Below are 26,876 nucleotides of genomic sequence, written 5' to 3' on the forward strand. Positions count from 1 at the left end.
AAAACTGGTAATTCAACCAACTTATTTATGGTATTTTTGTAATATGTTACAAGTAAAAAATCTTTCATTTAGTTATAAAGAATCACCTATCCTAAAGACTATTTCTTTTGAAGTAAAGGAAGGAGATCATGTTTCTATTATTGGTGAAAGTGGTTCAGGAAAAAGCACACTTTTAAAGTTGCTTTACGGAACCTACGATCTTGATGAAGGTAGCATTTCATGGAAAAATCAAGCCATCTTAGGCCCTAAATACAATTTGATTATTGGGCCAGAATACATGAAATATGTTGCTCAGGAATTTGATTTAATGCCCTTTACATCTGTTTCAGAAAACATAGGTGAATTTCTTTCCAATTTTTATCCTGAAGAGAAACAAGAACGTGTTACTGAACTTTTAAAAGTTGTAGAATTAGAACCTTGGGCTAAAACCAAAGTTAAATTATTAAGTGGCGGACAAAAACAACGTGTTGCCTTAGCAAGAGCTATTGCAAAACAACCTGAAATTTTATTGCTTGATGAACCTTTTAGTCATATTGATAATTTTAAAAAACGCTCTTTACGAAGAAGTTTGTTTCAATATTTAAAGGAAAAAAACATCACTTGTATTGTGGCAACACACGATCAGGATGATGTTATATCTTTTTCAGATACGATGATTGTTTTACACGAGGCTAAAGTTTTAGCGAATGATTCTCCTAAAAACTTATACCATAATCCAAAGGACAAATTAATCGCTTCTTTCTTTGGTGAATTTAATGAGATTGAAGGCCATGGAATTATCTACGCAAATCAATTAAAAGTAGTTGAAAAATCGAACTTAAAAGCAATAATCAAACAATCTTATTTTAAAGGGTATTATTATTTAATTGAAGGCGATTTAAATGGTGAAAACGTGTTTTTTGAACATCCCAATCAACTTGAAAAAAATACAATGGTTTATTTAGAAATAAACATACCCACAATAATTCCCACAGTGAGTTAAAGACATTTGAATTGGTAATTTGGAATTGTTATGAAATAATTTTGGCACACCAAGAATATTCTTTCTGATATTCAAATTATTAAAATTTAAGCCTTCACTTTTAGAAATGGTTTCAAAAAAACGATTTTTAAGAGATTCACTTTGTGTTATATAAGAATCGTTTTCGATCTTAAAAACAGCACTTGTATAATTTTCTGAATAATTTAAGCTAGCAACCGTATAAATATAATCTTTGGAAATAGTTGACGTAGTGGTATACGTTTCGTTTTCAATAGTTATATATCCACTCGTTGAAGAAGACAAATAGCAAACCAACTTTTTGGGATTAAAAAATTGTTTTCCAAACTGCTGAACATATATTTTATACGCTGCTTCTTTCATACTCCAAAGTAACCATAGCGTTTGATGTTGGTTTTCTGAAACAGAAATAATGTGTTGTTCTTTTTCAGTAAAAACCTTATCTAAAAACCTCTTTCTATTCCAGTTAGGTTTGATAGTATTTAAATCAACAATATCATTGCCTATCATTTTGCTTCTAATTTCGAATTTACAATGTCCATGGCTGCTTTTACAGAGAGCATTTTTTCCATTTCATCGTTTTCAATTCTAATATCAAAAGCATCTTCAACATCTAAAATAACATCTACTAAGTTTGCCGAATTAATTTTTAAATCTTTAACAAAATCCGTTTCTTCAGATAAATTTTTAAAGGCTTCTTCGTCTTGAATATAGGGTTCTACTATTGATTTTAATTTGGTAATAAGTTCATTCTTTTCCATAAATTTTTATTGTTAAGTTAATCAATAAAACGTTTAAATAAAATACAGCCATTAACATCGCCAAAACCAAAACTGGCTTTTACAGCAATATTTATTTCCTTTTTTAATACTGTTCTAGGTATTTTTTCTTCATGAATCAAATCCAGAATTTCAGGATGCACATCTTCACAATTGATATTTGGAAAAACAAACTGTTCTTTTAATTGCAAAATAGTCGCCACACTTTCAATACTTCCTGCAGCAGCCAAACAATGACCAACCATCGATTTTAAAGAATTAATATAAGGAAAATCAATGCCTTTTCTGTTTAGTGCTTTGGTCCAGTTTTCAATTTCTAAACTGTCTTTAGAGGTCGCTGTTAGATGTCCATTAATAACGTCAATGTCTTCTTCGGAAATACTACAATTTATTAAAGCATCACTAATACAGCGTTGAACAGCTTCAGGATTTGGAGCTGTCATAGAACCTTCTTTCCGTTGTCCGCCAGAATTTAAAGCACCTCCCAAAACCTCAGCATAAATGGGAGCATTCCTTTCTAGAGCGCTTTCTAAAGATTCTAAAACCATGGCACCAGCGCCACTTCCGGGTACAAATCCACTCGCAGAAGCACTCATCGGTCTTGAGCCTTGTGTTGGTGTGTCGTTATGCTTATAAGTCATCACACGCATGGCATCAAAGCCACCCCAAATATAAGGGCCATCATCACTACAACTGCCTACTAACATGCGTTTAGCTTTACCAGATTGAATACGATCAAAACCCATATTGATAGCTTCAGTTCCTGTCGTACATGCCGAAGAATTAGTAGTCACTTGATTCCCTAAACCTAAAATACCGCCTAAAAAAGCACTAATACCACTTGCCATCGTTTGCACAACCACAGTACTCCCCAAGCGTTTTACTTCTTTATTATCAAGTTTATAAATAGCTTCTCTGAATTTTTCAACACCAGAAGTTCCTGTTCCAAAAATAGTTCCGCTGTCATAATCCAATTCACTATTGGCATCCACCAAAAATCCAGCATCTTTCCAAGCATCCATACCTGCAATACATCCATATAAAATACCTGAACTATTAAAACCTCTAAGTTGTAATGGAGTTAAATATTCTAGTTTTTTTTCTTCTGAAATAGTGGGAATCCCACCAATGCAACATGAAAAATCTAAATCCTTTAAATTTTGATGAAAAGTGATGCCTGATGTACCGTTTTTAATAGCTTTTGTGAATTCCGTTAAGCCTACTCCATTTGGTGCCACAACTCCCATACCTGTAATCACAACTCGATGTTTCATGTGTTACTGGGTTTTATCATTCCTGAAATACAACCTCTGCAAACCAATTCTTCATTTGAATTGAACATCTTGATTTTGCATTTTAGTTTATTAAATCGAAAGACTTCTTTTTCTGAAACTATCGTTACTTTTTCATTGGGGAACACGGGTAAAAAGAAATCTACCTGACTAGACGTTAAAGCGATTTGAGGTTGAAAATTTTCTGAAATCATATCTTTCATTAAATAAATTCCTAAACAGACCACACCTATCTGAGCCATACATTCGGTAAGAATGACACCTGGCGTAACTGGATTATTCTTAAAATGACCTTGATAAAAATATGCATCATTTTTAAAGGTGTAATGTCCCGTTGTGCCTTCTTCCGAAATTGCAGAAAGACTATCTACGAATAGAAATGGCTGTTCGTAGGGCAATAAGGATATGATTTCTTTTGATGTCATTTATTAGTTACTTATTTCTTCACCTATTGTTTGATTCAAACTACGATTTTAAAGAATTTCATGAGATTTCTGCTTTCGCAGGAATTTAGGATATATGTTCTCCACCATCGACAGGAATAATGTTTCCATTAATCCAACTTGCTTCATCCTTACTTAATAAATAAACCACATTTGCTACATCTTCCGCGGTTGTTAATCGCTTAAAGGGGTTTCGTAATACCGTATGTTCTTTCATTTTTTCGTTTCCAGGAATTAGTCGTAATGATGGAGTATCTGTGACTCCCGCTTGAATGCAATTGGCTCTTATGCCAAAGGGCGCAAATTCTAAAGCAATATTTCTAGTAATAGCTTCTAAAGTTACTTTTGCTGCAGAAACCGCTGCGTAATGTTTCCATGCTTTTGTATTTCCTTCACTTGTAAAACTTATAATTCTAGCGTCTTTAGCAAATAGGTTCGCTTCAAAAATAGCTTGCGTCCAATCATATAAACTAATGGCCATGGCATTAATGGTCAAGATAAAATCATCATTTTTTAAGATAGGGTTTTCATCAGCAACCATAGGTTTCAAATTGCCTTTTGCAATACTATGTACCAACGTTCTAATCTTTCCGTCTGGTCCTAAATGTTGTTGCAATTCTGCAATGATGTCTTGTCTCTTTTCCGGATTTATGGCATCCGTGTTAAACGATACAAACTGAATCCCTTCTGCTTTTATTTTATTAAATTCAAACATTATTTCGGCTTCTTGAAATCTTGAGTTTCTATGAACTATACAAATATTCATACCCTGTTTAGCTAGTTTTTTTGCCGTTGCTAAACCCAGTCCAGTTGAGCCACCCAAAATGAGTGCCCAATAGTTTTTCTCTTTAAATTCTTTTACCATTCTAATAAAATACGTTGTGCCGAAAACCCAGGGCCAAAACTTAACATAAGGCCTTTGTCTCCTTTTGGTAATTTTCTATCCATAAAGCGCTCTAAAACGTAAAGCACCGTTGCGCTACTCATATTGCCATACAATTTAAGAACATCTTTGGTATCGTCAATATTTTTTCCGAGAGAACCGAACAAATCTTCAACGGTTTGAACAATTTTTTTACCACCTGGATGAAAAATAAGATGGTCTATATCTTGTATAGTCAACCCATTTCGCTCTAAAAAAGGATATACGATGTTTGGGAAATGATCTGAAATTGTTTGTGGAACCGAAATATCTAATATCATTTGCAAACCCGTGTTTACCAATTTAAACCCCATCATATGTTCTGCATCATAAAAATGATACATGGCTTCATCTTTAATTTCTGGACCTTCCTCATCTTCATAAGAAGATAAAATAACACTCGCGGCACCATCACCAAAAATAGCGGCACTCACAATATTTACCATGGAAAAATCATCTAACTGAAACGTTGACGTTGGCGATTCCACCGCAATAACAACAGCACGCTTATTTGGGTTTGATTTTAAAAAATTCTTTGCATAAATAATACCTGAAACACCTGCGGCACAACCCATTTCGGTAACGGGTAAGCGCACAATATCTTGTTTCATTTTCAGGCTATTTATCAAGTAAGCATCTAACGACGGAATCATAATACCCGTACAACTTACTGTAATGATATAATCGATGTCTTCAGGTTGAAGCTTTGCTTTTTCAAGAGATTTTATAAGAGCACTTTCACCTAGTTTGATGACTTCTCTAACGTAAATATCATTTTTCTCTTCAAAAGACGTATTTAAAAATACTTCCTCGGCATCCATGATAGAATAGCGCCTGTCTACCCCTGCATTCTCAAAAATCTTGAGGACTTTCCGCTTGAAACGATCTTCTTGACCAGACAACCAAACTTCTAAATAGGGTAAAATATCGGCAGTTGACCGTGTGTATTTAGGAAGTTGCTTTGCTACTGATATTATTTTTACACTCATTAGTTTTGTATTATCCATTGATAGCGAAATGCCCATTTCCACTTAATTTGAGGCGTTACTTGCAATTCTTTTGACAGACTTTCCAATTCTTTACGTTTAAACCCTCTCAAAATAGAAGTCAGTCCATCGTCAATAATCATCTTATTTTTTATAGTTAAGCATACCAATTTAAATAAGTAATATGCTAGGGGATTTCTATGTAAATCATTGACAACAATTCCTAATTTTGCTTTCTTTTTGGTTGTTGATAGAATGTTTATGATTTGTTTTTCTTTGAAATGATGTAAAAATAAGGTTGTTAAAACCAAATCATATTTTAAGGATTCAAATTCATCTGAAAATATATCGCAATCTATAAAACTAATTTCAGGATAGTTTTTCGATAATTGTCGCGCATAAACCATCGCATCTTTATTCGCATCAATACCAATAAGTTTAAATATATAACCTTCCTTCTTTCCGTAATTAGCAACTTTACGTAGTATGTCACCACCACCACAGCCTAAATCTATAATGGTTAACGGTTCTTTTTGGGGATGATTTTTGATGACTTTTTTCAACCCGTTCATCGTCACCATATTTCCGCCCAGCCATTTATTAATATCAGCTAACGTGTCTAAAGTACGATGTAAAACGTTCCCACTAATGGAAAAATCATCCATAATCTCAATAGCATCCGTTCGCTTTTTTGTATTAATTAAAAGACTCATTTTACGACCATTGGTTTTCCGTGGGTTTGTTTTATAATTTGTGGTAACAGCTTTGGGACACGTTTCAAAATCGTTACTAATAGGTCTGCCACTTTATTTTTGCTAAATAGTTTCGCTACAAAATGTCCTACTTTTAATCGGGTTCTAAACTCGTTATTCCATGATTTTTGATAAGCATTTTCCAAGGCTTGACGTGACTTAATTTTTTCTTGAAGATAATCAATAATTAATTGCGAAGCCATTTGTGCACTACGAATAGCCATACTCATACCGTTACCGCATAATGGATGAATCATTCCAGCAGTATCACCACACATGATAACGTGATTTTCTATTGGGTTTTTATTTGAAAATGAAATTTGACTTATGGTTAATGGCCGTTCAAAAACTGGGGTAGAATTCTGAAAAATAGTTTTTAAATAGGTATTTTTAAAAACAACTTTCTCTTGAAACTCCTCAATATCTTTATATGTTTTAAAGGCATCATAGTCCGTAATATAGCATAAATTGATAATGTTGTTTTCAACTTTTGAAACACCGCAATAACCGACTTTAAAATTATGAAGTGCCACTAGGTCGTTTGGAAAATTACCTTTAACATGTGTTTTCACCGCTAAAAAAGGTGATTTTTTTTTAATGAAATTTCGTTCTAAAGTGACATCGAGTGCAGAGCGTTTCCCGTAAGCTCCAATCACCAATTTAGATCTATAAGTGTTGTTATTTTTTGTGTCTACTGAAAACACATCATCTAAAAACTTAATATCTATGACAGAATCTTGTACTATTTCAACATTTTGACTTTTTACTTTTTCAAATAAAGCATTATCTAGCTTGTAACGACTAATGCCAAAACCTCCTAATGTCAAGTCGGATTTTAAAATATTGTTTTGTGGGGTAGATAGTTGGAACTTATTGATTTTTTGCGCTCCTAAACCGAAAACGTCAATGCCTAAATACTCCAGGTATGGTAGGACTTCGTTAGAAATATATTCTCCGCAAACTTTATGTTTTGGATAGTTATTTTTCTCTATAAGTAAAACATTTAGGTTATTTTTTGATAAATGAATAGCACTAGATAATCCAGCTAATCCACCACCAACTATAACAACATCAAAGATTTGAGGAATTTGATTCACGTACTAATTCTAAAACAATTTTTACTAAAGATAAGTGTATTTTACCTAAGATTGAAATTATATCAGAATTGTAATTGTAAATATAGCATCATTAAAGACAATGGTGTCGCCACAAGATTTTCCCATTAATAATTTACCAATTGGCGTGTTTGGGGAAATCGCATAAATTATGTGGTCATTAAATTTTATTTCTCCAGCACTTATCGCAATATAATAATTAAATTTCGTTGTGTAAACTAGGCTCCCTAAGACTATAACTTTGGGGTTTTTAGAAATATCGATTTTAGAAAACGCTTCCTTTACTTTTTGAATTTCGGACAATTGGTTTCCTGCTTTCTCGCGTTCTAACTGTAACATTGCTCTGCCCGTTTCATGCTTATCTCCCGCGCTGCTTTTAGTTTCAGAGAATAACGATTCCTGAATGTCATTAATAGTATTTTGAATGGTTCTAAACCTATCTTCAATATAACCTAAACAATGTTGATGTAGTTGCCTTTTAAGTTCTATGTTACTTATCATCTTTTTTGTTATAATCTAATGTGCCATAAAAACCCATCTGTCTTACAATCCAATTTTTTCTTCCTTGAATATAATTTGAAGCAGGATTCGCCCTATATCTCAAAGGACTTGGTAAAATTGCTGCAATAGCGGCAGCTTCGTTTCTATTCAATTTTATGGCTGATTTCTTGAACCAATATTTAGAAGCTTCTTCTGCACCATAAATACCATTACCCATTTCAATGCTGTTTAAATACACTTCCATAATACGTTGTTTTGACCAGAATAATTCAATTAAAAAGGTAAAATATGCTTCCAATCCTTTACGTAACCAACTGCGTTGTGGCCATAAAAACACATTTTTTGCGGTTTGCTGACTAATGGTGCTAGCGCCTTTTATACGTCTTCCTTTTTCATTATTCTCCATGGCTTTTTGTATAGCTTCAAAATCAAATCCATGATGATTTAAAAAATTTTGATCTTCACTACAAATAACGGCTAATTGTAAATTTTTAGATATTTCTTCAATAGGAATCCAGTCATGTTTTAAAACTACTTTTTTATCGTCTTGAAGTTGTTCAACATTTCTAATAAGCATTAATGGAGTCATTGGCACAGGCACCCATTTGTATAGAATAACCACGGCAATTGAAAACACAAATAACCATAAAACTAATTTATAGATGAATTTAAAGAATCGTTTTATCATATTAATTAATTAACTCTGCTAAATCATTACCAATTATTGACCCAATAGCAATGCCCATTCCGCCCAGCCTTACGCCACAAAATACATTATTTGACAATGGTTTTACAATCGCTTTTTTTTGATTGCCAACCCCCATAATACCACTCCAGCGATGTTCAATTTCAAAAGGAATATTAGGTAAAATCATTGTTTTTAAAAGATGTTCTAAAGTGTTTTGAATTAATTCTGTTTGTTCAAAACTGGTCGTTTCTTCTCCTTTAAAATTGAGATTCCTGCCGCCTCCAAATAAAATTCTATCATCTACATTTCTAAAGTAATAATAGCCTTTATCTAAATGAAACGTACCTTTAATGTGTAAATTAATAATTGGTTTTGTGATTAACACTTGTGCCCTTGCTGGTTTTACCTGTTCTTTAATGAGCTGTGAAGCAAAACCATTGGTAGCAATCAATAGTTTTGAGGTTGAAAATTCTAAAAGATTTGTTTTTACAGACACGGAATTCTGTAACTCCTGATACTCTTCGACCATAATATTGTTTAATATTTGAATACCTTTATCTTGTGCTTTTTTAAGTAATGCTTTCATCATCATTCCGGTATCAATTTGCCCTTCAAAAGGATTAAAAATAGACCGTTCTTGAATGTTTTTAAAACCAAAACGATTCTCCTTTAACCTAAAAACATCCTCGTTAAAAAGTGGTTTTAAAAATGTATTGATTTCCTCTTTTTGTGCTAAGCACTGTTCAAAAAGGGCAGTGTCATCTTTAGAAAATAATTCGTAACCACCGTATTGTAAATAGTTAATGTTTTTGTCGCCTAGAGTTTTCCTTAAAAGATGTAAGCCTTCAACTCGTTTTTTTACAATCTCAAAAACTTCTGGTTTTGAATGTGTTGTTAAATCGTCAAGAATTTCACTTAAGCTTCCAAAACATGCAAACCCTGCATTTTTTGTGCTGGCGCCTTGCGGAAGTGTTCCTTTTTCAAGTACTAATATATGTGCTTTAGGAAATCGTTCTTTTAAGCGTAAGGCACAACTTAAACCAACAATACCGCTTCCTACAATGGTATAGTCTATATTAGTAAACCAAGATTTTATTTCCCAATAGGATAAATTCACTTTTAAAGTTTTAAGTATGGGAATTTACTAAATTTTTGTGTTAAGGATGGAAGCGGCATCCTTTTTGTTTTTTCACAAAAAGATATAGTGTACAGTCTGACTTTTACTTTATAAAAAAGGAAAAGTAACACCATAAAAAAAGCTCCGAAAAAAATTTCGAAGCTTTTATCTTATTCTTCTATTTGCTTTTCAATAACAAAGTCTTCCATAAACTTAGTGGTATAATTACCTGCTAAATAATCTGGATGCTCCATTAATTGTCTATGGAATGGAATGGTTGTTTTTATTCCTTCTATGACAAACTCATCTAAAGCACGCTTCATTTTATTAATAGCCTCTTCTCGTGTTTGCGCCGTCGTAATTAACTTAGCAATCATGGAGTCGTAGTTTGGCGGAATCGTATAACCTGCATACACATGCGTATCTAAACGTACGCCGTGTCCTCCAGGTGCGTGTAAAACTGTGATTTTACCTGGCGAAGGTCTGAACCCATTATAAGGATCTTCAGCATTAATTCGACATTCAATGGCATGTAATTTTGGAGTATAATTTTTTCCTGAAATTGGCACTCCTGCAGCTACTAATATTTGCTCCCGAATTAAATCGAAATCAATTACTTGTTCTGTGATTGGGTGTTCCACTTGAATACGTGTATTCATTTCCATGAAGTAAAAGTTTCTGTTTTTGTCAACAAGAAACTCAATGGTTCCTGCGCCTTCATATTTAATATATTCAGCAGCTTTTACAGCAGCTTCACCCATTTTAGTACGAAGAGCCGTTGTCATAAACGGAGAAGGCACTTCTTCTGTTAATTTTTGATGGCGACGTTGAATAGAACAATCACGCTCAGACAAATGACATGCTTTTCCTGTAGAATCTCCTACAATTTGAATTTCAATATGTCTTGGTTCTTCAATGAGTTTTTCCATGTACATATCGTTATTTCCAAAAGCAGCTTTACTTTCTTGACGTGCCGAATCCCAAGCATCTCTTAAGTTTTCAGGCTTAAAAACACCACGCATTCCTTTTCCACCACCACCGGCAGAGGCTTTTAGCATAACAGGATACCCAACTTCTTTGGCTATTTTTTCGCACTCTTCAAAGGTTTCAATAACACCGTCGCTTCCTGGCACGCATGGTACACCAGCTTCTTTCATGGTTGCTTTAGCATTGGCTTTATCGCCCATTCTGTCAATCATCTCTGGAGAAGCACCAATAAATTTGATACCGTGTTCTCCACAGATTTTAGAAAACTTAGAGTTTTCTGATAAAAAACCATAACCTGGATGTATCGCATCTGCATTAGTAATTTCTGCAGCTGCAATAATATTTGACATTTTTAAGTATGATTCACTACTTGATGGAGGACCGATACAAACAGCTTCATCTGCAAATTTAACGTGTAAACTTTCAGCATCTGCTGTTGAATAGACAGCAACCGTTTTAATTCCCATTTCCTTACAGGTTCTTATAACACGCAGTGCTATTTCTCCTCTGTTGGCAATTAATATTTTTTTAAACATAACTTATGGTATTAAAAATTTCAAATTCCAATCGCAAAAATCCAAAAATTGGATTGTGAGATTTGTGTATTGGAATTTTTAATGGGTTATGACGGATCTACTAAAAATAGTGGTTGATCAAATTCAACTGGTGATGAATCATCAACTAATATTTTTACAATTTTTCCTGAAACTTCAGATTCTATTTCGTTAAAAAGTTTCATTGCTTCAATGATACAAAGTACATCTCCTTCAGCTATTGTTTGACCAACCTCAACAAACAATGGTTTGTCTGGTGATGGTTTTCTATAAAAAGTTCCAATGATTGGTGATTTTATAGTTACATATTTAGAATCGTCATCCGTCTTAGCTGCAGCTGCTGGTGCTTGATTAGCAGGGGCTTGTTGCTGTTCATTCGAAACAGGTACAACAGCTTGTTGTGGTAATGGTGCTTCTGAAATATATCGTACAGAAGTAGTATCTGATTCTGATACTGTTTTAATGGTTATTTTTATGTCTTCCATCTCCAATTTAACCTCGCTTGCTCCCGATTTGGCAACAAACTTAATTAAGTTTTGAATCTCTTTTAAATCCATAATATTAAGGTTTTTAGTTAGTCAATGAATTATATGCCCATTTTAAATAAATGGCTCCCCAATTAAATCCACCTCCAAAAGCAGCGAAAATTAAATTATCTCCTTTTTGAAGTTGTGATTCATAATCATGTAATAGTAACGGTAATGTAGCTGATGTTGTATTTCCATATTTATGTATATTCATCATCACTTTCTTATCTTCTAAATCTATACGTCTAGCGGTAGCATCAATAATGCGTTTGTTAGCTTGATGCGCTACTAACCAATCAACGTCGTTATTAGTTAGTTTATTTCTCTCTAGGATTTTTACGGTGGAATCGGCCATGTTGAACACCGCATTTTTAAATACAGTTTGTCCTTCTTGAAATGCATACTGTCCTCCTTTTTCTAAAACTTCTGGTGTTACCGGAAATGAAGACCCTCCATAAGTGGCTTGTAAAAATTCTCTACCGTTGCCATCACTTCTAAGATATTCGTCTTGCAAACCTAAACCTTCTTCATTAGGTTGAAACAATACAGCGCCAGCGCCGTCTCCAAAAATAATACAGGTAGTTCGGTCTTTATAATTAATTAAAGACGACATTTTATCGGCTCCAACTAAAAGAACATTTTTGTAACTACCCGATTCTATATACTTAGCGGCAACAGACATTCCAAATAAAAAGCTAGAACATGCAGCGTCTAAATCAAACGTAAACGCATTAACAGCTCCTATATTTGAAGCTGTAAAAGCTGCGGTTGAAGCAGCTTTCATGTCTGGAGTTGCAGTTGCAACTATAACTAGGTCTATATCTTTTGGGTCTAATCCTTTTTTATCAATAAGATTTTGGGCTGCTTTAATAGCTAAGTAAGACGTTCCTTTTCCTTCTTCCTTCAGAATTCTACGTTCTTTAATACCTGTTCGTGAAGTAATCCATTCATCATTAGTATCAACCATCGTTTCAAGAATTTGGTTGGTTAATACATATTCTGGCACATAGGCACCTACAGCTGTAATTGCTGCTGATATTTTACTCATAACTTTATCGTTAATTCGATCAAAAAATCACAAAAAATCACCAAAATATTCGAAAATTTGTTCAAAATACTAATTTTTGGTCTAATTTCTATGCAAATTAAGTCGTTTTTGGCTCTTATAAAAACTTATCATAAAAAAAACGCTCACATGTGAGCGCTTTATTAATAAGTTTAACTTTTTTAAGCTACGTTTTCTACTGCTTCAGAGTTGTCAATTAAAACTTGTCCTCGGTAATATAATTTACCTTCATGCCAGTGTGCTCTATGGTATAAATGAGCTTCACCTGTTGTAGGGCAAGTTGCAATCTGTGGCGCAGTTGCTTTATAATGAGTTCTTCTTTTATCTCTTCTTGTTTTCGAGATTTTTCTCTTAGGATGTGCCATTTTCTATATTTATTTATCCGTTAATAGTTTTTTTAATGTATTCCAACGAGGGTCAATATCCTCATTTTTTTCCTTTTCTTCATTAAGCTTTGGGCTTAATTCGTTTAATTTTTCAAGTATGTCTGAACGTAATGTCCCATCTTCAACACCAGGATGCACACGTTTAATTGGTACAGCTAATACAATTAATTCGTAAATATATTGCTGTATATTAATTTCGTAAGCTCCATGTGGAAGAACAAGAATATCGATATTGTCATCATTATATTCTTCTCCAAAATTAACCACTAAATCAAAATCATTTTCTATGGCTTGATCATAGGGTTCATTAGTAACGTCGCAGTTAATATTAACTGTTCCAGAAATTTTAAAGTGTAAGTCTAATAATGTTGTGTTTTTTATCAATTCAACATCAACATTAACGTTTACATCGTTAAAATCTTCATACTCAAAATAATCAAAGAACGTTTGCTCAATTTTAAAATTAAAGTGATGTGTCCCTAGTTTTAACCCTACAAATGGAATTGTAAACTCTTTTAGTGGCTTCATCATCACATCTAATTTGAGCCTGCAAATATATAAATTTTTAATTTATGCCACAGCACTTATACATATTTTTTTGATTATCTGGTTTTTGAAGCTTTCTTTAAAGAATTTTCTATAAGTCGCTCATAATCAAATCTGTTTTTAAAAATTTGTAAGGCAGTGAAAACTGCTTCTTTAAAAGAGTTTTCATCTGCAACTCCTTTACCTGCAATTTCGTAGGCTGTACCATGATCTGGCGAGGTTCTTATCTTACTTAAACCAGCTGTAAAATTAACGCCTTGACCAAAAGATAATGTTTTAAACGGAATTAATCCTTGGTCGTGATACGAAGCAATAATAGCATCAAAATTTTTGTAATTATTAGATCCAAAAAAACTATCAGCCGCATAAGGGCCATAAACTAATTTACCTTCCTCTTTAATTTTTGCAAGAGTCGGGCGCATAACCTCATCATCTTCATTACCAATAACACCATTGTCTCCAGTATGGGGATTAATCCCTAAAACGGCTATTTTAGGCCTGTTTATTTTAAAATCTTTCTGAAGTGAATCGTAAACAGTGTTTATTTTCTTTTCAATTAATTCTGAAGAAATCTTTAACGCCACATCTTTTACTGGTACATGATCTGTAAGTAACCCGACTCTCAAAGAGTCTGTGACCATAAACATTAAACTTTCGCCTCCAAGCTCTTGCGCCAAATAATCAGTATGCCCTGGAAAATTAAACTCTTCAGACTGTATGTTATGTTTATTTATTGGGGCGGTTACCAAGACATCTATAGCATCATTCTTCAATGCTTTTGTAGCTTCTTGTAATGATTTTATCGCGTATTCGCCTATTTTAAAATCTTCTTTACCAAAATCAATAGTTACGGGCTCTTTCCAACAATTTAAAACATTGATTCGGCCAAACACTACTTGATCAATCTGGTTTATATCATTAAAGTTAATGGAAGAATTAAACTGTTTTTTTAAAAACAACATGGTTTTTGATGAGGCAAATATAACTGGTGTACAAAAGTCTAACATTCTGGAGTCTTCAAATGTTTTTAAAACAATTTCTCCGCCAATACCATTTAAGTCTCCAATAGATATTCCTACTACTATATTTTCTGATTTCTTCATTAAAAATGACAGCTTTTGTTCGTATTTTTGTTATTGCAAATTTAACTAAATAAACAGATAATAATATGTTTACAGGAATAATTGAAGATATGGGTGTTGTTTCCAATTTAAAAAAAGAAATGAACAACCTTCATATTTCAATAAAAAGCAAATTAACTCCCGAGTTAAAGATTGATCAAAGCATGGCGCACAATGGTGTTTGCTTAACTATTGTTGCTATTGACCAAGACGAATACACTGTTACTGCTATTAAAGAAACTTTAGATAAATCTAATTTAGGTGTTTTAAAAATTGGTGATAACGTTAATTTAGAACGCGCTATGATACTTGGAGCCAGACTTGATGGCCATATTGTTCAAGGCCATGTAGACCAAACAGCTACTTGTACCAACATTAAAGAGGAAGACGGAAGTTGGATGTTTACCTTTAATTACGATTCTTCTCTTAATAATATTACTATTGAAAAAGGGTCTATTACCGTAAACGGAACAAGTCTTACGGTGGTTAATTCAAAAAAAGATAGTTTTAGTGTTGCTATTATACCCTACACGTATGACCACACAAATTTTGGCGATTTTAAAAAAGGAACCGTAGTAAATTTAGAGTTTGATGTGTTAGGCAAGTATGTTGCTAAACTTATTGACATAAATTTAATAGCTAAATAGTTACTTGTTAGCCAGTATTTTCTTTGCTCCATAAAAAACACCTATACAAACCCCTACTAGGACTCCACCGTCAATAGGAAATCCTGGTGGTGGTGGTCCAGCAGCAGATTTTGCCATTGGAGATGGCGGTTTATCTATTTGAGCCATACATACACAACTTATTAATACAAATAAGATAGAGGCTACTATTTTTTTATTTTGTGCAGTCATTATATAGCAAAATTATAAAAATAAGTGGGTAAACCATGTTTTTGCGGATTTTTCTTTCAAAAAAATATCTTTTAAAAGTTTTAAAACATCGATTAAATGCATTTTTAATTAAAAACAACTAAGATCTATTTAAAAAACATTAACGCTTTGTACCGTTTAAAAGTATATGAGTCAGAAAAATAATCCCTCAAATTCCCTATTCACGCAACAAATATATATAAATTAAAATTTAAGAGCTTATAGTTTAAACCAATGTTTGGTTATTTTCTTCTCTACTGAGATATTACTTAAATGAATGAATTCGTTTTTAATCGGATCATACGTATAGTCTTTTTCCCATTCTTTAAAATTATCTGCTACAGCTTCTATAGCGTTACAAATAAATTCAACCTCAGCAATTGTCATAGTTGGATGTATGGACATTCTAACCCAGCCCGGGCGCTCCATTAAACAACCTTCTAATATTTTTTCCTCAATAGCTTTGGATGTTAGTTGATCTACATGCAATAAATAGTGTCCATATGTTCCTGCACATGAGCAGCCACCTCTAGTTTGCACTCCAAACTTATCGTTTAATAGTTTAACAACTAGATTATAATGAGCTTTTTCTATATAAAAAGAAATAACTCCCAATCTATCAGTATGTTCAGGCGCTAAAATGGTTAAATTTTTAATTTTTGAAAGCTTATTAAAAATTATAGTCGTTAGCTCATGCTCACGTTTTAGAATATTATCAACGCCCATTTGCTCTTTTAGCTTAATAGACAGTGCTATTTTTATAGCTTGCAAAAACCCTGGCGTTCCACCATCTTCACGGGTTTCAATATCGTCAATATAATCATGATCACCCCAAGGATTCGTATAATTTACCGTGCCTCCTCCAGGATTATCGGGAACTAAATTTTTATACAGCTTCTTATTGAATATTAAAACCCCTGAAGAACCAGGGCCTCCTAAAAATTTATGTGGTGAAAAGGTAATAGCGTCCAAATATTCATCTTCATTTTGAGGATGCATATTTATGTTTACATACGGCGCAGAACAGGCGAAATCAACAAAACATAATCCGTTATTTTGATGCATTCTTTTTGCTATCTCATGATAATTTGTTTGAATTCCGGTTACATTTGAACACCCTGTGATAGCTGCCATTCTTATAGGAATATGACTGTATTCTTGCAATAATGCGTCCAAACTATCTAAGCAAGGCAACCCATTATTATTTGAAGGAATAACAACAACTTTCGCAATTGTTTCTAACCATGATGTTTGATTAGAATGATGTTCCATATGTGATACAAAAATGATAGGTTTCTTTTCATCAGGAACCTCTGTATGGTTTTTTAAATTTTCATTAAGTTTAATTCCAAGAATACGTTGAAATTTATTAATAGCCCCCGTCATTCCTGTCCCCACAGTAATTAATACATCATCTTTTGAAGCATTAACATGGTTTTTTATAATATTTCTGGCATCATGATATGCCATAGTCATTGCGGAGCCAGTAATAGATGTTTCTGTATGTGTATTGGCTACATATGGGCCAATGTCGTTTAAAAGTTTATGTTCAATAGGTCCATATAATCTTCCGCTAGCAGTCCAGTCGGCATATATGATTTTTTTCTTTCCGTAGGGTGATTCAAAGGCTTGATCTATCCCCACAATATTTTGTCTAAACGGTGCAAAATAGCTTTCAAGAGACGATACTTTATCTTTTGAACTAAAAGTACTTTCAACAGGATTATTATGTAAACTCATCTTATAAACTATTTAATAAAGAATCACTATGACTATGTTATAGACAAAGTGATTCTAATACAAAATTAACTATTTAAAAATAATTCTATTTAAAATTTGAAATACCTTCCTTTAACCAGTTAAGATAAGTTTCGACATCAGGAGTATAAGCCACAGGATCTATCAGGTTTTCTTCATTATGATCCATTAACACATACATAGGTTGCGTGTTTGCTTTATATTTTATTGTTTGTAATTCGCTCCACTTCTGTCCTATGTATTTAAGTTTCTTGCCCGGATTTAACTTAGACTCTACAACATCCTCATCTGCTAAAGGGCGTTTATCATCTACATAAAGTGAAATAAGAACCACATCATTTTTAAGGATGTCCAAAACATCAGGCTTAATCCAAACGTTATTTTCCATTTTTCTACAGTTGACACAGGCATGTCCTGTAAAATCAATCATCACAGGTTTGCCTACTTTTTTAGCATATGCCAATCCTTTATCGTAATCGTTAAAAGCCAAAATATCATGAGGCGCCATTAAATGAGCTCCTTCTGGAATTTCGTCATGATTCGCTGAAACAGTTCCAGAACCTAGTTTTGTAAAACCAACGCCGTAAGGGGATTCTCCATAATGTTGTGGTGGAGGAAAGGCATTTATTAAATTTAACGGTGCTCCCCAAAGACCAGGAACCATATAGATGGTAAAAGATAAGGCTATTAATCCCAAACTTAACCTACCAACAGAAATATGGGTTATTGGTGAATCATGTGGTAATTGTATTTTTCCAAATAAATAAAAAGCTAAAACTCCAAAAATAGCAATCCAAATAGCGATAAAGACTTCACGCTCTAAAAAGTGAGCTTGCAATACCAAGTCGGCATTCGATAAAAATTTAAACGCTAATGCCAATTCTAAAAAACCTAAAACCACCTTAACAGTGTTTAACCAGCCGCCTGATTTTGGCAGTGAATTTAACCACCCCGGAAAGGCTGCAAATAATGCAAATGGTAAGGCTATGGCTAATGAAAAGCCTAACATACCAACAATTGGACCTACTTGACTTCCGCCAGCCGCGGCCTGTACCAATAAGGTCCCGACGATAGGGCCTGTACAAGAAAATGATACAATAGCCAAGGCTAAGGCCATGAAAAAGATTCCAATAAATCCTCCTTTATCGGCTTGAGAATCTACTTTATTCGCCCATTTGTTGGGTAACATAATTTCAAAAGCCCCTAAAAAGGATACTGCAAAAATTATTAGTAGTATAAAGAATGCAATATTAAACCATACGTTGGTTGATAATGCATTTAAGGCATCAGCTCCAAATATTAAGCTTACAAAAATGCCCAGCAATACGTAAATGACAATAATTGAAATGCCATAAATAATAGCATTTCTAATACCTTTTGCCTTAGTTTTACTTTGTTTCGTAAAGAAACTTACTGTCATTGGAATCATTGGGAACACACAAGGTGTTAGCAAGGCTGCAAAACCAGAGAAAAAGGCAATGATAAAAATAGACCATAACCCTTTTTGCGATTCTGACTTATTTTTTGAAACAGCACCACCTTTATCAGCTTTTACAATAGTCTTTGATGCTTCAGCAGCCTCTTTATTATTGGCTAAATTAAATACTAAATCAACCTCTTTTGGAGGTGTACAGTTTGTATCGTTACATGCCATAAATTCAACAAAAGCATTGATGGTAGCAACCCCTTTTTGTACTTTTACCTTTTGTTTGAAAATCGCTGATTTTTCGAAATACTTAATCTTCATTTGAAAAACAGGATCATCAATGGTGTGTCCTTCTTCTTCAGAGGTGTTTCCAACTATTTTAATGGTGCCCTCACTGTCATCATAGGTAAATGTTGTTGATATGGGACCATCTTCTGGAACCTTTTGTGAGTATAAGTGCCAACCCGATTCTATAGTTGCTTTAGATACTAGTTCGTATTCACTATCAGATAGTTTTTCTACAGATGTGCTCCATTTTACAGGGTTTAATATTTGTGCATGCCCAGAAAATGATAAGACTAATACAGTTAAGACAAAAAGAAACTTTCTCATTAAATCAATCAATTTTTAATTTACGTTGAATACCAAATCTACTTCTGTAGGCGGTAAGCATCTACTATCATCACAAACCATAAACTCTACAGTTGCGTTTACTTTAAATGCTTCTTTTGTTTTTAATTTTATTCGTTGTTTAAAGGATGCTTTGGTCTCAAAAAACTTTATTTTCATTCCAAAAACAGGGTCGTCAATAGTTCGACCTTCATCTTCTATTGTATTTCCCTTTTTTAAAAACTTGCCATTACCTTGAAATGTAAACGTTGTTGCAATAGGGCCACCTTCTGGAACCGTCTGTGAATACAAATGCCAATGTTCGTCAATATTAGCAGTTGCAATCAGTTCGTATTCTGTATCAGATATTTTTTTAACTGATGCCTCCCATTTTACAGGCTTTAAAATTTGAGCCTGCCCAACACTAACCATTATAAGGGCAAAAGCTAAAATTATATGTTTCATATTGTTCACTTTTATTGTTTCGGTTTAAATACAACTTCAAACGATTTTCCCCCACCTTCAAGAACTTCTTTTGCTATTCCTTGAATATTATCTTTAGACATTTTATTTACAATATCCTCAAAGTTTTTAGGATCATTGATATTTTCATTATATCTAAAATAATTTGTAAGCAAACTCATATCGTATCCATTTTTGTCTTTTGCTTGCTCACGCTCTTTTATAAAGTTTGTTCTAATTTTATTTAAATCGTCATCGCTAATATTACCATCAGCAATTTTTTGTAATTCAGTATTTACAATATCTACTAATTTATCAACCATATCTGGGTTACAATCAAATTTAAAACCCACATAAGCCAATGATTTAGGTTCTCTCATAAAAATCGCAAAAGCAGATGGACTATAAGCTCCTCCTTCAGACTCTCTAACAGTTTCGTCAACTCGTAATTGTAAAATATCACCTAAAGCTTTCGTGTAAATAAAGTTTTCATTTGAGTAAGGCATTTCCTTTTTATAAGCAATATTTACAGTAGCCTTAGGATCTTCCATGGTTAAGTAGATATCCTTATCAATGTTGTTTGATAGCCATTCTGCTCCATTATTTTTGTACGTTTCAGTTACATTTTTAGTAGGAATACTGGCAATGTATTTTTCTAAAAGAGGTTTTAACTCCTCTTCTTTAACATCGCCTATAATGAAAAACTCAAAATCTGAAGCATCTGCAAAACGTTCTTTATAAATATTTTTAATCTTTTCAAATGAAATAGCATCAGCATAATCTTGATTAAAAATATGCTTTTTAGGATTGTTTTTTCCGTATAGAGTAACTGTTAAGCTATCTCTCATCTTCTCATCTAAATTTTTACTTCTTCTAACGACATAATCGTCTATATTACTCTCTAAAACTTGAAACGCATCGGCATCAAAACGAGGTTTTACAAAGTAAACATATACCATTTGTAACATGGTTTCTACATCTTTTGTGTTCGAAGATCCTGAAAGTGACTCTGTAATATCATCAAGACCAATTCTTACATTAGCAGTTTTTCCTGCTAATATTTTTTGCAAATCAGTTGCATTAAAATCACCTAAACCAGACATTGAAATTAAATTACCTAACAAGTTTGCAGAAGGCAACTCATCATCACTTAAAAGCGAGGTTCCTCCATAGCTAACAGCATTCAAAGAGACCTTATCCTTTTCTTTATCAACAAACTTATAATGTACTTTTATACCGTTACTCAAGACAAATGTTGTTGCTCCAGTTTCTTTATTAGGTGTTGTTTTTAAGACCTTACCATCTTGAATATTTAAATCTGACACCAACGTTTTTCCATCCAATGACTCTGAATACGGCTGAATTGACGAATCATTTTCAACAGTTGATATAATATCTTTAGCCTGGTCTTCTGTTAAATTATCTTTACCCTCTACGCCTGTGACATTAAGATATCTATTTTCTTTGGAATATAGTCGCTTAATCGTTTCATGGAGTTGTTGTGGTGTGATTTCTTTAAAAATTTGCTTTGCTAACTCATATTCCTTTTCAACATCCGTCATTGTACTATTTGATAAAAAGTTGCTTTGGATAACGTTCTCTATTTTATCATGGCTGATATCGTTTTTTTGCGCAATTTGATTTTCATAAGAACTTTTAATATCGGCAATAGATCTATCAATTTCTGAAGGTGTGAATCCAAATTTTACAGATCGTTCTACTTCAGTTAACACCTCTTTAAATGCTTCTTTTTCTTTGTTAGGCTTTGGATATATTTGGATACTAAAAACATTAGAAGATCTAGTAAATTGACCATATCCAACAAAAGCCGCTAAAAAGCTAGCATCGGGCTTTTGAGACAGTTCAGAAATTCTTGCAGACAACATACTGGTTGCCATAGATTCTAACAAAGAACGTTTTAAATCGGCAACCGTTTCTGGTTTTAGTGATTTTTTATGACGAATTCCAAACGTAATAGATGCTGTTGAAACCTCTGGATCCGTACCCAAAGTATATCCCATTTCTTTATTATCTGGAATATCTACTATAACTCGCTCTTTTGGATTTTTAACAGGTGGAATATTAGAAAATTTCTCTTTAATTTTTTGCTCTATCTCATCCACATTTACATCACCAATAACAGCGATAGCTTGTAAATCTGTACGATACCAGTCGTGATAAAAATCGCGTAACGCTTTATAATCAAAACCTTCAACCACAGACATTAAGCCTATTGGTAATCTATCGGCATATTTTGAATGGTTAAATGTAATAGGCAAAGCTTTTTCAAATAAACGTCTACGCCCATTTTGACCAGAACGCCATTCCTCTTTTATAACACCTCGCTCTGCATCAATTTCTTCATCCGTTAACAGAAGATAATTGGACCAATCATTCAATACCGTTAAACAGGTGTCTATCAACCCATCCTTCGTTGGTATATTGTCTAAATTATAAACGGTTTCATCAAAACCAGTATAAGCATTAATGTCTTTACCAAAAACAGCTCCATGTTTTTGAAGCGTATTTAAAATGCCTTTACCTGGAAAATGTTCGGTTCCGTTAAAAGCCATGTGTTCTAAGAAATGGGCTAATCCACGTTGATCCTCATTTTCTAAAATAGAACCTACATTTTGAATAATATAATAACTAGCGGCATCTTTTACAACATCTGTACTTTTTATATAGTAGGTCATTCCGTTGGGCAAAACACCTTTTTTAATGGTTTGATCTACAGGTAATGGACTTTCATAGTTTAATGGTTGGGCTACAGCTTTAAACGTAAAAGCCACAAATAGAGTAAAAAGAAAAATTAAAGTGCGTTTCATAAAAATCATATGTGTTTAAGGCCAAAAATGGCTACTTGTTTATAACGTTGAAGATAATTTCTGTCAAATTTAAGTATTTGAAATTGTTTTTTTATTAATATTAATCTAAATAAAGTACAAGTATTTGTTGTAGTTTGTTTGTCTTATCATGTTTTGTTGCTAAAATTAACAATTAAAAAGAAAAGCTTTGCGGTATCGCAAAGCTTTTCTTTTTAATTAATTAGTAATATAATCCTTTCCATATATAGCACGAATTCTATCCAATTCGCGACATAATGCCTTAGCCTTTTAAACTTCTGCTTCTTCTTTTATCAAGTACTCCTCTATATTGACTTCCTTTTCTGTTGTTGAAATCCATTGCATATCTTGTCTATAACGCTTAAATGCATTGTCTTTTTCTGGATCCATAACCGTTAAATATATCCATTCATTATCAAGTAAGTTTTTAAGGTTTTCATTTCTTGATAAAATAGTATTTACCCAATCTACAGGAGCTTGAATAAACACTGCTAAGCGAAGTGGTTGGTGATACATCTCTTGATCTGTTTGTTTTAAAGATTGAAGTGGTAAACCCATTTTAAGATCGCCACCGTTACCCTGTAAAACACCAAACTTGCCAGTAATATTATGGGTTATTTTAGAACCACCTCCAAAAGTATCATTATCAACCGTTGAAAAATAGTAATGATTGTTAATCCATTGTGTAACTACCATAGGTCCCTGCATAATACCTTCTAAAGCTTTTCCATTGTCATCTTGCTCCCATTGATATGAATGAAGAAAACATCGTCCGTCTAAATGTGCGCCTTGAGTAAGTGTTCGAGGCCCAATAATAAATCCAGCATTTTTTGCTAAGCCCCATTCTGGTCTGGTATCGCTCCAATCGTTTGCTTTTTTATTTGCCAACGTCACACTTTTATCGTTATATAATCTTTCTTTAGTGGCTGTTTGTTGTGCTTGTAATAAATTTAACTTTAAATTTTCAAGCCTTTCTTTATGTGAAGCTGGTACTGCTGAATCAAAAATTTCAATATCGTCTGTGGTTGTATTATGTTCTGCTCCAATAAAAATAGTGTCTTCGGGAATCATTATGTTAAAATTTGATGCTAGACTTTCTCTAACTTCTTTTAGGTTTGCCAATTTAGCAAGCATACGAGCATTATGCCTTCCCGGGCTAGCTGCACACGCGCCACAATCTAAACTTGAACCAAAAGGGTTATTTGCAGTATGACTTCCGTGTCCAACAAATAAGACCAATGGTGAAAATTGTTTCCAACCCATAAGATCGAAAGCAGATTTAACAATTGCTACTTTTTCGGTTAAAGGAATTCCTGCGTGTCCCTCATCTTTAGCTATTACATTTTTATTAATTTCTGGCTCGCAAATACTCTCGTAGCTCGACATGGATGTCTTTTTAAAACTATAAAGAAAACCTGGCGTTAGTGTTCTTCCAAGAATTGAAAGTCCATAATAAAAACCAGCCCCTTCTACAAATCCAAAAGCAGATGGCAGCATATTTTTCATACGCTTAAGAACATAGTTTCTAAATTTTAAAAGCTTTCTTTTCTTTTCGTAGACAACTTTCTTTTTGTCTTGATGCTTTTGTGCAATTTCTGAAGTTTTATAGGCAGAAGCAACGATTGGCGGACATGCCTTTTTGGTTAATCCATCATTTAAACTTTCATAATCCATGGCAATCCCAAAAAATCCTGCGTAACCATAGGTTTCGTAATTTCCGCTAGCCTCAACATGCCGTCTTATAGATTCAGATCGTGTATCAATACAGAAAACCATTTGAGCATCAGGAACACTTTGACTATGGTTGCTATTTGCATTTTTTGAGTCTTTCAATTTGGCCATAATCTGATTTTGACTTGTGTTTTCCCAAGCTTTTAACCAAATGTATTGCAATTTTAATAGGCTAAGATTTTCTTCAATTTTATCTTCCTTTGGAAAAATGTCTACGTTAATGTTTTTAGCAACCCATAATCGAACTGCTAAATAATCTTTTAAACTGATAGGATATTTTTGTTGCCAAAGCGAGTTGGCTTCTGTTCTGTAATTAATATATCCCGTCCATCCTGGCAACGCCGCAAGATGAGATGTAAATAATTTTGTATAATCTTCTTCTTGATAGTCTTTAAGTATTATAGAAAGTGTTTCTTCGCTAGTCTTAGGTATTTTAGTTAAAAAGGATGGTTTTATATCACTATCATATTTTACCAATTTTCTCCAAGCTTTGTAAAACCCTTGTTTTTTATTTGGCATTTCCCATTCTGCCAATCCTTCGTCCATAAATGCAGCTAACCACTTAGCCATAATTCTATCTAAATCACGACTTGGTTGTTTTGTGATACTCTTTTTTTGAGTTTCTAATTCTCTTAGATAATATTCTGGAGTATTCATAAAACCATTTTCTAAGAGTAAATCGATGAGCTCATTTTCATCAATTTCTCCTTGATTCCAAGCTTGACGATACATTGAAGCTTCAGGAAAAACCTTTGCGCCTAACACCCGTTCTGCATATTTAACTGCTTTTTGAAAAGGCATTTTCTCATAACCTGATAATGGGTTTGAAGTTACAAAAGAATATAGTGGCCATGTTTTCCCTATAACTTTTGACGCTTCATTAATGCACGTATCAATATGTGTTTGATGATTCATTATAACTGTTATTTATGAGTTAAAAACTGTTTTTTTGTATGGTTGAGATGCATTTAATAATTTTATATATAACCATGGTACTTGGCGATAAATACCTAGTTTCATAATAAAAAATCCAACTAAAAACACAATGCCAAAAACAATCTGTACTGTTGAAAGAGGCAAGGGCTCTGGTATTGTAATCATATCTGCCATAAGCACAGTTACCGCATTGTACATTAAGGCATAAACTCCTATCCCAGCAATAAAAAACACTGGTGGAAAAATAACTTTTTGTATAACTGATAAGCTTTTTTGCTTCACGATATTATAAGTTAACTGCCCTACTGTAATAGCCACTATTAAGGTTAGAAAAATACCACTATCTAAAGATGTTCCTTTGCCAGTTAAGCTTGTAAAAAGAAGAGCTCCTAGAATACCAAAAAACAAAACCGTTATTGCTTGTATTGGATTAATTTTAATTTTTATTGACTTTTGAGGGTTAGAATGTTCGATAACTTCTCCTGAAGAAAGGAATAAATAAGCTTTATAAAATCCGTGGAGAATAAGGTGAACAACAGCTGCATTAAAAAAGCCTAAACCACACTGCATTACCATAAAACCCATTTGAGCAATGGTTGAACACGCTAATTTTTGTTTTACATTAACTTGAAGCAGTTTGGTAAACTGAGCTATAATAGCTGTTAAACCTCCGATAACAAATAATATATTTAAGGTGTTTGATTCAAATAATAAGGTTGAAAATAACGCTAATAAAATTCCAGAACCATTTACAAAACCGGCATGCATTAATGCAGATGCTGGTGTTGGTGCGGTCATGGCAGAAAGTAACCATTTATGAAAAGGATATATAGCAGATTGGATAATAGCTGCAATAATAATACATAAACTAGATAGTAGTAGAATATAAAAAGGCATACTACTCCAGTTTGCTGTGAGTCCTGATAGTGTAAAAGCATTACTTTGAAAGGCAGCAATAAGCACTCCAATAGTTAAAAAAATAGATCCTGCTAAAAAATACTTTTGTGTAAATTTTGCAGCTTCTCTAGATTCTTTCCAATTGGTATTAACACCAATTAATTTAGACATAAAAACACCCATTGCAAACCAAGAAAGAAGAAATGGTATTATGTGGTTTGACGCAACCAATACCATAACAGATAAGGTAAACCCAAGACATAATATCATAAATCGAGTGTGATATTTAAATCCTTTTAAATAATTCTCGCTATAGCTACTAACTATGGCGCTAAAAAATGTTACCGTAGACCAAATTAAAAATGTAAAACCATTTAACTTAAAAATATGTCCTAAAGACCATTCTGGCATCTTAGGAAAATTAAAAACAAGAATAGCAACATTACCAAAAAATAATAACCATAATATAATTGATAGTGCCCTGTAAAAAGATAAAGGCGACTGATTTTGTTGGATTATAGTGGTGTTTACGTTTTTTTCAATATTCATTTTAA

The 26,876-nt window shown here is 33.2% G+C and carries 26 protein-coding genes; 2 read left to right on the plus strand and 24 right to left on the minus strand.

Going from position 1 to position 26,876, the window contains the following annotated elements:
• The first annotated feature begins 43 nt into the window (after positions 1–43).
• Positions 44–982 (plus strand): ABC transporter ATP-binding protein, encoded by a 939-nt coding sequence (locus G5V56_RS00590; protein ID WP_166959700.1) that lies wholly within the window; start codon positions 44–46, stop codon positions 980–982.
• On the opposite strand, the gene G5V56_RS00595 is transcribed toward G5V56_RS00590, so the two are convergent.
• The 17 genes from G5V56_RS00595 to pdxA all read right to left on the minus strand — a co-directional run bounded on the left by G5V56_RS00595 (position 941) and on the right by pdxA (position 14,764).
• The gene (locus G5V56_RS00595; RefSeq protein WP_166959703.1) at positions 941–1,510 is read right to left on the minus strand and encodes a 4'-phosphopantetheinyl transferase family protein; all 570 of its coding nucleotides are present in this window, start codon (positions 1,508–1,510) and stop codon (positions 941–943) included. The genes G5V56_RS00590 and G5V56_RS00595 overlap by 42 nt on opposite strands.
• On the minus strand, positions 1,507–1,761 hold the full coding sequence (locus G5V56_RS00600) for an acyl carrier protein (RefSeq protein ID WP_166959706.1): 255 nt from the start codon (positions 1,759–1,761) through the stop codon (positions 1,507–1,509). Before G5V56_RS00600 ends, G5V56_RS00595 begins: the two co-directional genes overlap by 4 nt.
• Before the next feature lie 17 nt (positions 1,762–1,778).
• Entirely contained in the window at positions 1,779–3,053 is a 1,275-nt protein-coding gene (locus G5V56_RS00605; protein ID WP_166959709.1) for a beta-ketoacyl-[acyl-carrier-protein] synthase family protein, read from the minus strand.
• Positions 3,050–3,496 carry a 3-hydroxyacyl-ACP dehydratase FabZ family protein gene (locus tag G5V56_RS00610; protein WP_166959712.1) on the minus strand — a complete coding sequence of 149 codons (447 nt, stop codon included), beginning with the start codon at positions 3,494–3,496 and terminating at the stop codon, positions 3,050–3,052. The genes G5V56_RS00605 and G5V56_RS00610 overlap by 4 nt, the downstream gene beginning before the upstream one ends.
• An 85-nt stretch (positions 3,497–3,581) precedes the next feature.
• Positions 3,582–4,379 (minus strand): enoyl-ACP reductase FabI, encoded by a 798-nt coding sequence (locus tag G5V56_RS00615; RefSeq protein ID WP_166959715.1) that lies wholly within the window; start codon positions 4,377–4,379, stop codon positions 3,582–3,584.
• Positions 4,373–5,425, minus strand: a complete 1,053-nt coding sequence (locus tag G5V56_RS00620) for a type III polyketide synthase (protein WP_166959718.1) — start codon at positions 5,423–5,425, stop codon at positions 4,373–4,375. The genes G5V56_RS00615 and G5V56_RS00620 overlap by 7 nt, the downstream gene beginning before the upstream one ends.
• A complete protein-coding gene (locus G5V56_RS00625; protein WP_166959721.1) occupies positions 5,425–6,135 on the minus strand; it encodes a methyltransferase domain-containing protein in 711 nt (236 codons plus the stop codon). Before G5V56_RS00625 ends, G5V56_RS00620 begins: the two co-directional genes overlap by 1 nt.
• The gene (locus tag G5V56_RS00630; protein ID WP_166959724.1) at positions 6,132–7,271 is read right to left on the minus strand and encodes an NAD(P)/FAD-dependent oxidoreductase; all 1,140 of its coding nucleotides are present in this window, start codon (positions 7,269–7,271) and stop codon (positions 6,132–6,134) included. Before G5V56_RS00630 ends, G5V56_RS00625 begins: the two co-directional genes overlap by 4 nt.
• Before the next feature lie 57 nt (positions 7,272–7,328).
• A complete protein-coding gene (locus tag G5V56_RS00635; RefSeq protein ID WP_240911187.1) occupies positions 7,329–7,790 on the minus strand; it encodes a GreA/GreB family elongation factor in 462 nt (153 codons plus the stop codon).
• On the minus strand, positions 7,780–8,478 hold the full coding sequence (mtgA, locus tag G5V56_RS00640; protein WP_166959727.1) for a monofunctional biosynthetic peptidoglycan transglycosylase: 699 nt from the start codon (positions 8,476–8,478) through the stop codon (positions 7,780–7,782). The genes G5V56_RS00635 and mtgA overlap by 11 nt, the downstream gene beginning before the upstream one ends.
• A gap of 1 nt (position 8,479) precedes the next feature.
• On the minus strand, positions 8,480–9,595 hold the full coding sequence (locus G5V56_RS00645; RefSeq protein WP_166959730.1) for an NAD(P)/FAD-dependent oxidoreductase: 1,116 nt from the start codon (positions 9,593–9,595) through the stop codon (positions 8,480–8,482).
• 170 nt (positions 9,596–9,765) lie between these two features.
• Positions 9,766–11,118 (minus strand): acetyl-CoA carboxylase biotin carboxylase subunit, encoded by a 1,353-nt coding sequence (accC, locus tag G5V56_RS00650; RefSeq protein ID WP_166959733.1) that lies wholly within the window; start codon positions 11,116–11,118, stop codon positions 9,766–9,768.
• 86 nt (positions 11,119–11,204) lie between these two features.
• Positions 11,205–11,693 (minus strand): acetyl-CoA carboxylase biotin carboxyl carrier protein, encoded by a 489-nt coding sequence (gene accB / locus G5V56_RS00655; RefSeq protein ID WP_166959736.1) that lies wholly within the window; start codon positions 11,691–11,693, stop codon positions 11,205–11,207.
• Between the two features lie 13 nt (positions 11,694–11,706).
• Entirely contained in the window at positions 11,707–12,711 is a 1,005-nt protein-coding gene (locus G5V56_RS00660) for a beta-ketoacyl-ACP synthase III (protein ID WP_166959739.1), read from the minus strand.
• A 179-nt stretch (positions 12,712–12,890) separates the two neighbouring features.
• Complete coding sequence (gene rpmF / locus G5V56_RS00665; RefSeq protein ID WP_069829108.1) at positions 12,891–13,094, minus strand: 50S ribosomal protein L32; 204 nt, start codon at positions 13,092–13,094, stop codon at positions 12,891–12,893.
• Between the two features lie 9 nt (positions 13,095–13,103).
• Positions 13,104–13,643 (minus strand): YceD family protein, encoded by a 540-nt coding sequence (locus G5V56_RS00670; protein WP_166961081.1) that lies wholly within the window; start codon positions 13,641–13,643, stop codon positions 13,104–13,106.
• A gap of 74 nt (positions 13,644–13,717) precedes the next feature.
• Positions 13,718–14,764 carry a 4-hydroxythreonine-4-phosphate dehydrogenase PdxA gene (gene pdxA / locus G5V56_RS00675; protein ID WP_166959742.1) on the minus strand — a complete coding sequence of 349 codons (1,047 nt, stop codon included), beginning with the start codon at positions 14,762–14,764 and terminating at the stop codon, positions 13,718–13,720.
• A gap of 65 nt (positions 14,765–14,829) precedes the next feature.
• Between pdxA and G5V56_RS00680 the strand changes: the two genes are divergently transcribed.
• Entirely contained in the window at positions 14,830–15,429 is a 600-nt protein-coding gene (locus G5V56_RS00680) for a riboflavin synthase (protein ID WP_166959745.1), read from the plus strand.
• On the opposite strand, the gene G5V56_RS00685 is transcribed toward G5V56_RS00680, so the two are convergent.
• From G5V56_RS00685 to G5V56_RS00715, 7 genes are all read right to left on the minus strand, one after another.
• Positions 15,430–15,639, minus strand: coding sequence for a PID-CTERM protein-sorting domain-containing protein (locus G5V56_RS00685; RefSeq protein WP_166959748.1), 210 nt, complete (start codon positions 15,637–15,639; stop codon positions 15,430–15,432). It lies immediately after the preceding gene.
• 237 nt (positions 15,640–15,876) lie between these two features.
• Positions 15,877–17,397 (minus strand): aminotransferase class V-fold PLP-dependent enzyme, encoded by a 1,521-nt coding sequence (locus G5V56_RS00690; protein ID WP_166959751.1) that lies wholly within the window; start codon positions 17,395–17,397, stop codon positions 15,877–15,879.
• 85 nt (positions 17,398–17,482) lie between these two features.
• The gene (locus tag G5V56_RS00695; RefSeq protein ID WP_166959754.1) at positions 17,483–19,453 is read right to left on the minus strand and encodes a protein-disulfide reductase DsbD family protein; all 1,971 of its coding nucleotides are present in this window, start codon (positions 19,451–19,453) and stop codon (positions 17,483–17,485) included.
• Between the two features lie 15 nt (positions 19,454–19,468).
• Positions 19,469–19,915, minus strand: coding sequence for a protein-disulfide reductase DsbD domain-containing protein (locus G5V56_RS00700; RefSeq protein WP_166959757.1), 447 nt, complete (start codon positions 19,913–19,915; stop codon positions 19,469–19,471).
• 11 nt (positions 19,916–19,926) lie between these two features.
• A complete protein-coding gene (locus G5V56_RS00705; protein ID WP_166959760.1) occupies positions 19,927–22,740 on the minus strand; it encodes a M16 family metallopeptidase in 2,814 nt (937 codons plus the stop codon).
• Positions 22,741–23,028: 288 nt separating this feature from the next.
• Complete coding sequence (locus G5V56_RS00710; RefSeq protein ID WP_166959763.1) at positions 23,029–25,404, minus strand: DUF2309 domain-containing protein; 2,376 nt, start codon at positions 25,402–25,404, stop codon at positions 23,029–23,031.
• 12 nt (positions 25,405–25,416) lie between these two features.
• Positions 25,417–26,871 carry a proton-conducting transporter transmembrane domain-containing protein gene (locus tag G5V56_RS00715; protein ID WP_166959766.1) on the minus strand — a complete coding sequence of 485 codons (1,455 nt, stop codon included), beginning with the start codon at positions 26,869–26,871 and terminating at the stop codon, positions 25,417–25,419.
• Positions 26,872–26,876: the final 5 nt, after the last annotated feature.

Source organism: Yeosuana marina, assembly GCF_011762485.1.
GTDB classification, from domain to species: Bacteria; Bacteroidota; Bacteroidia; order Flavobacteriales; family Flavobacteriaceae; genus Yeosuana; species Yeosuana marina.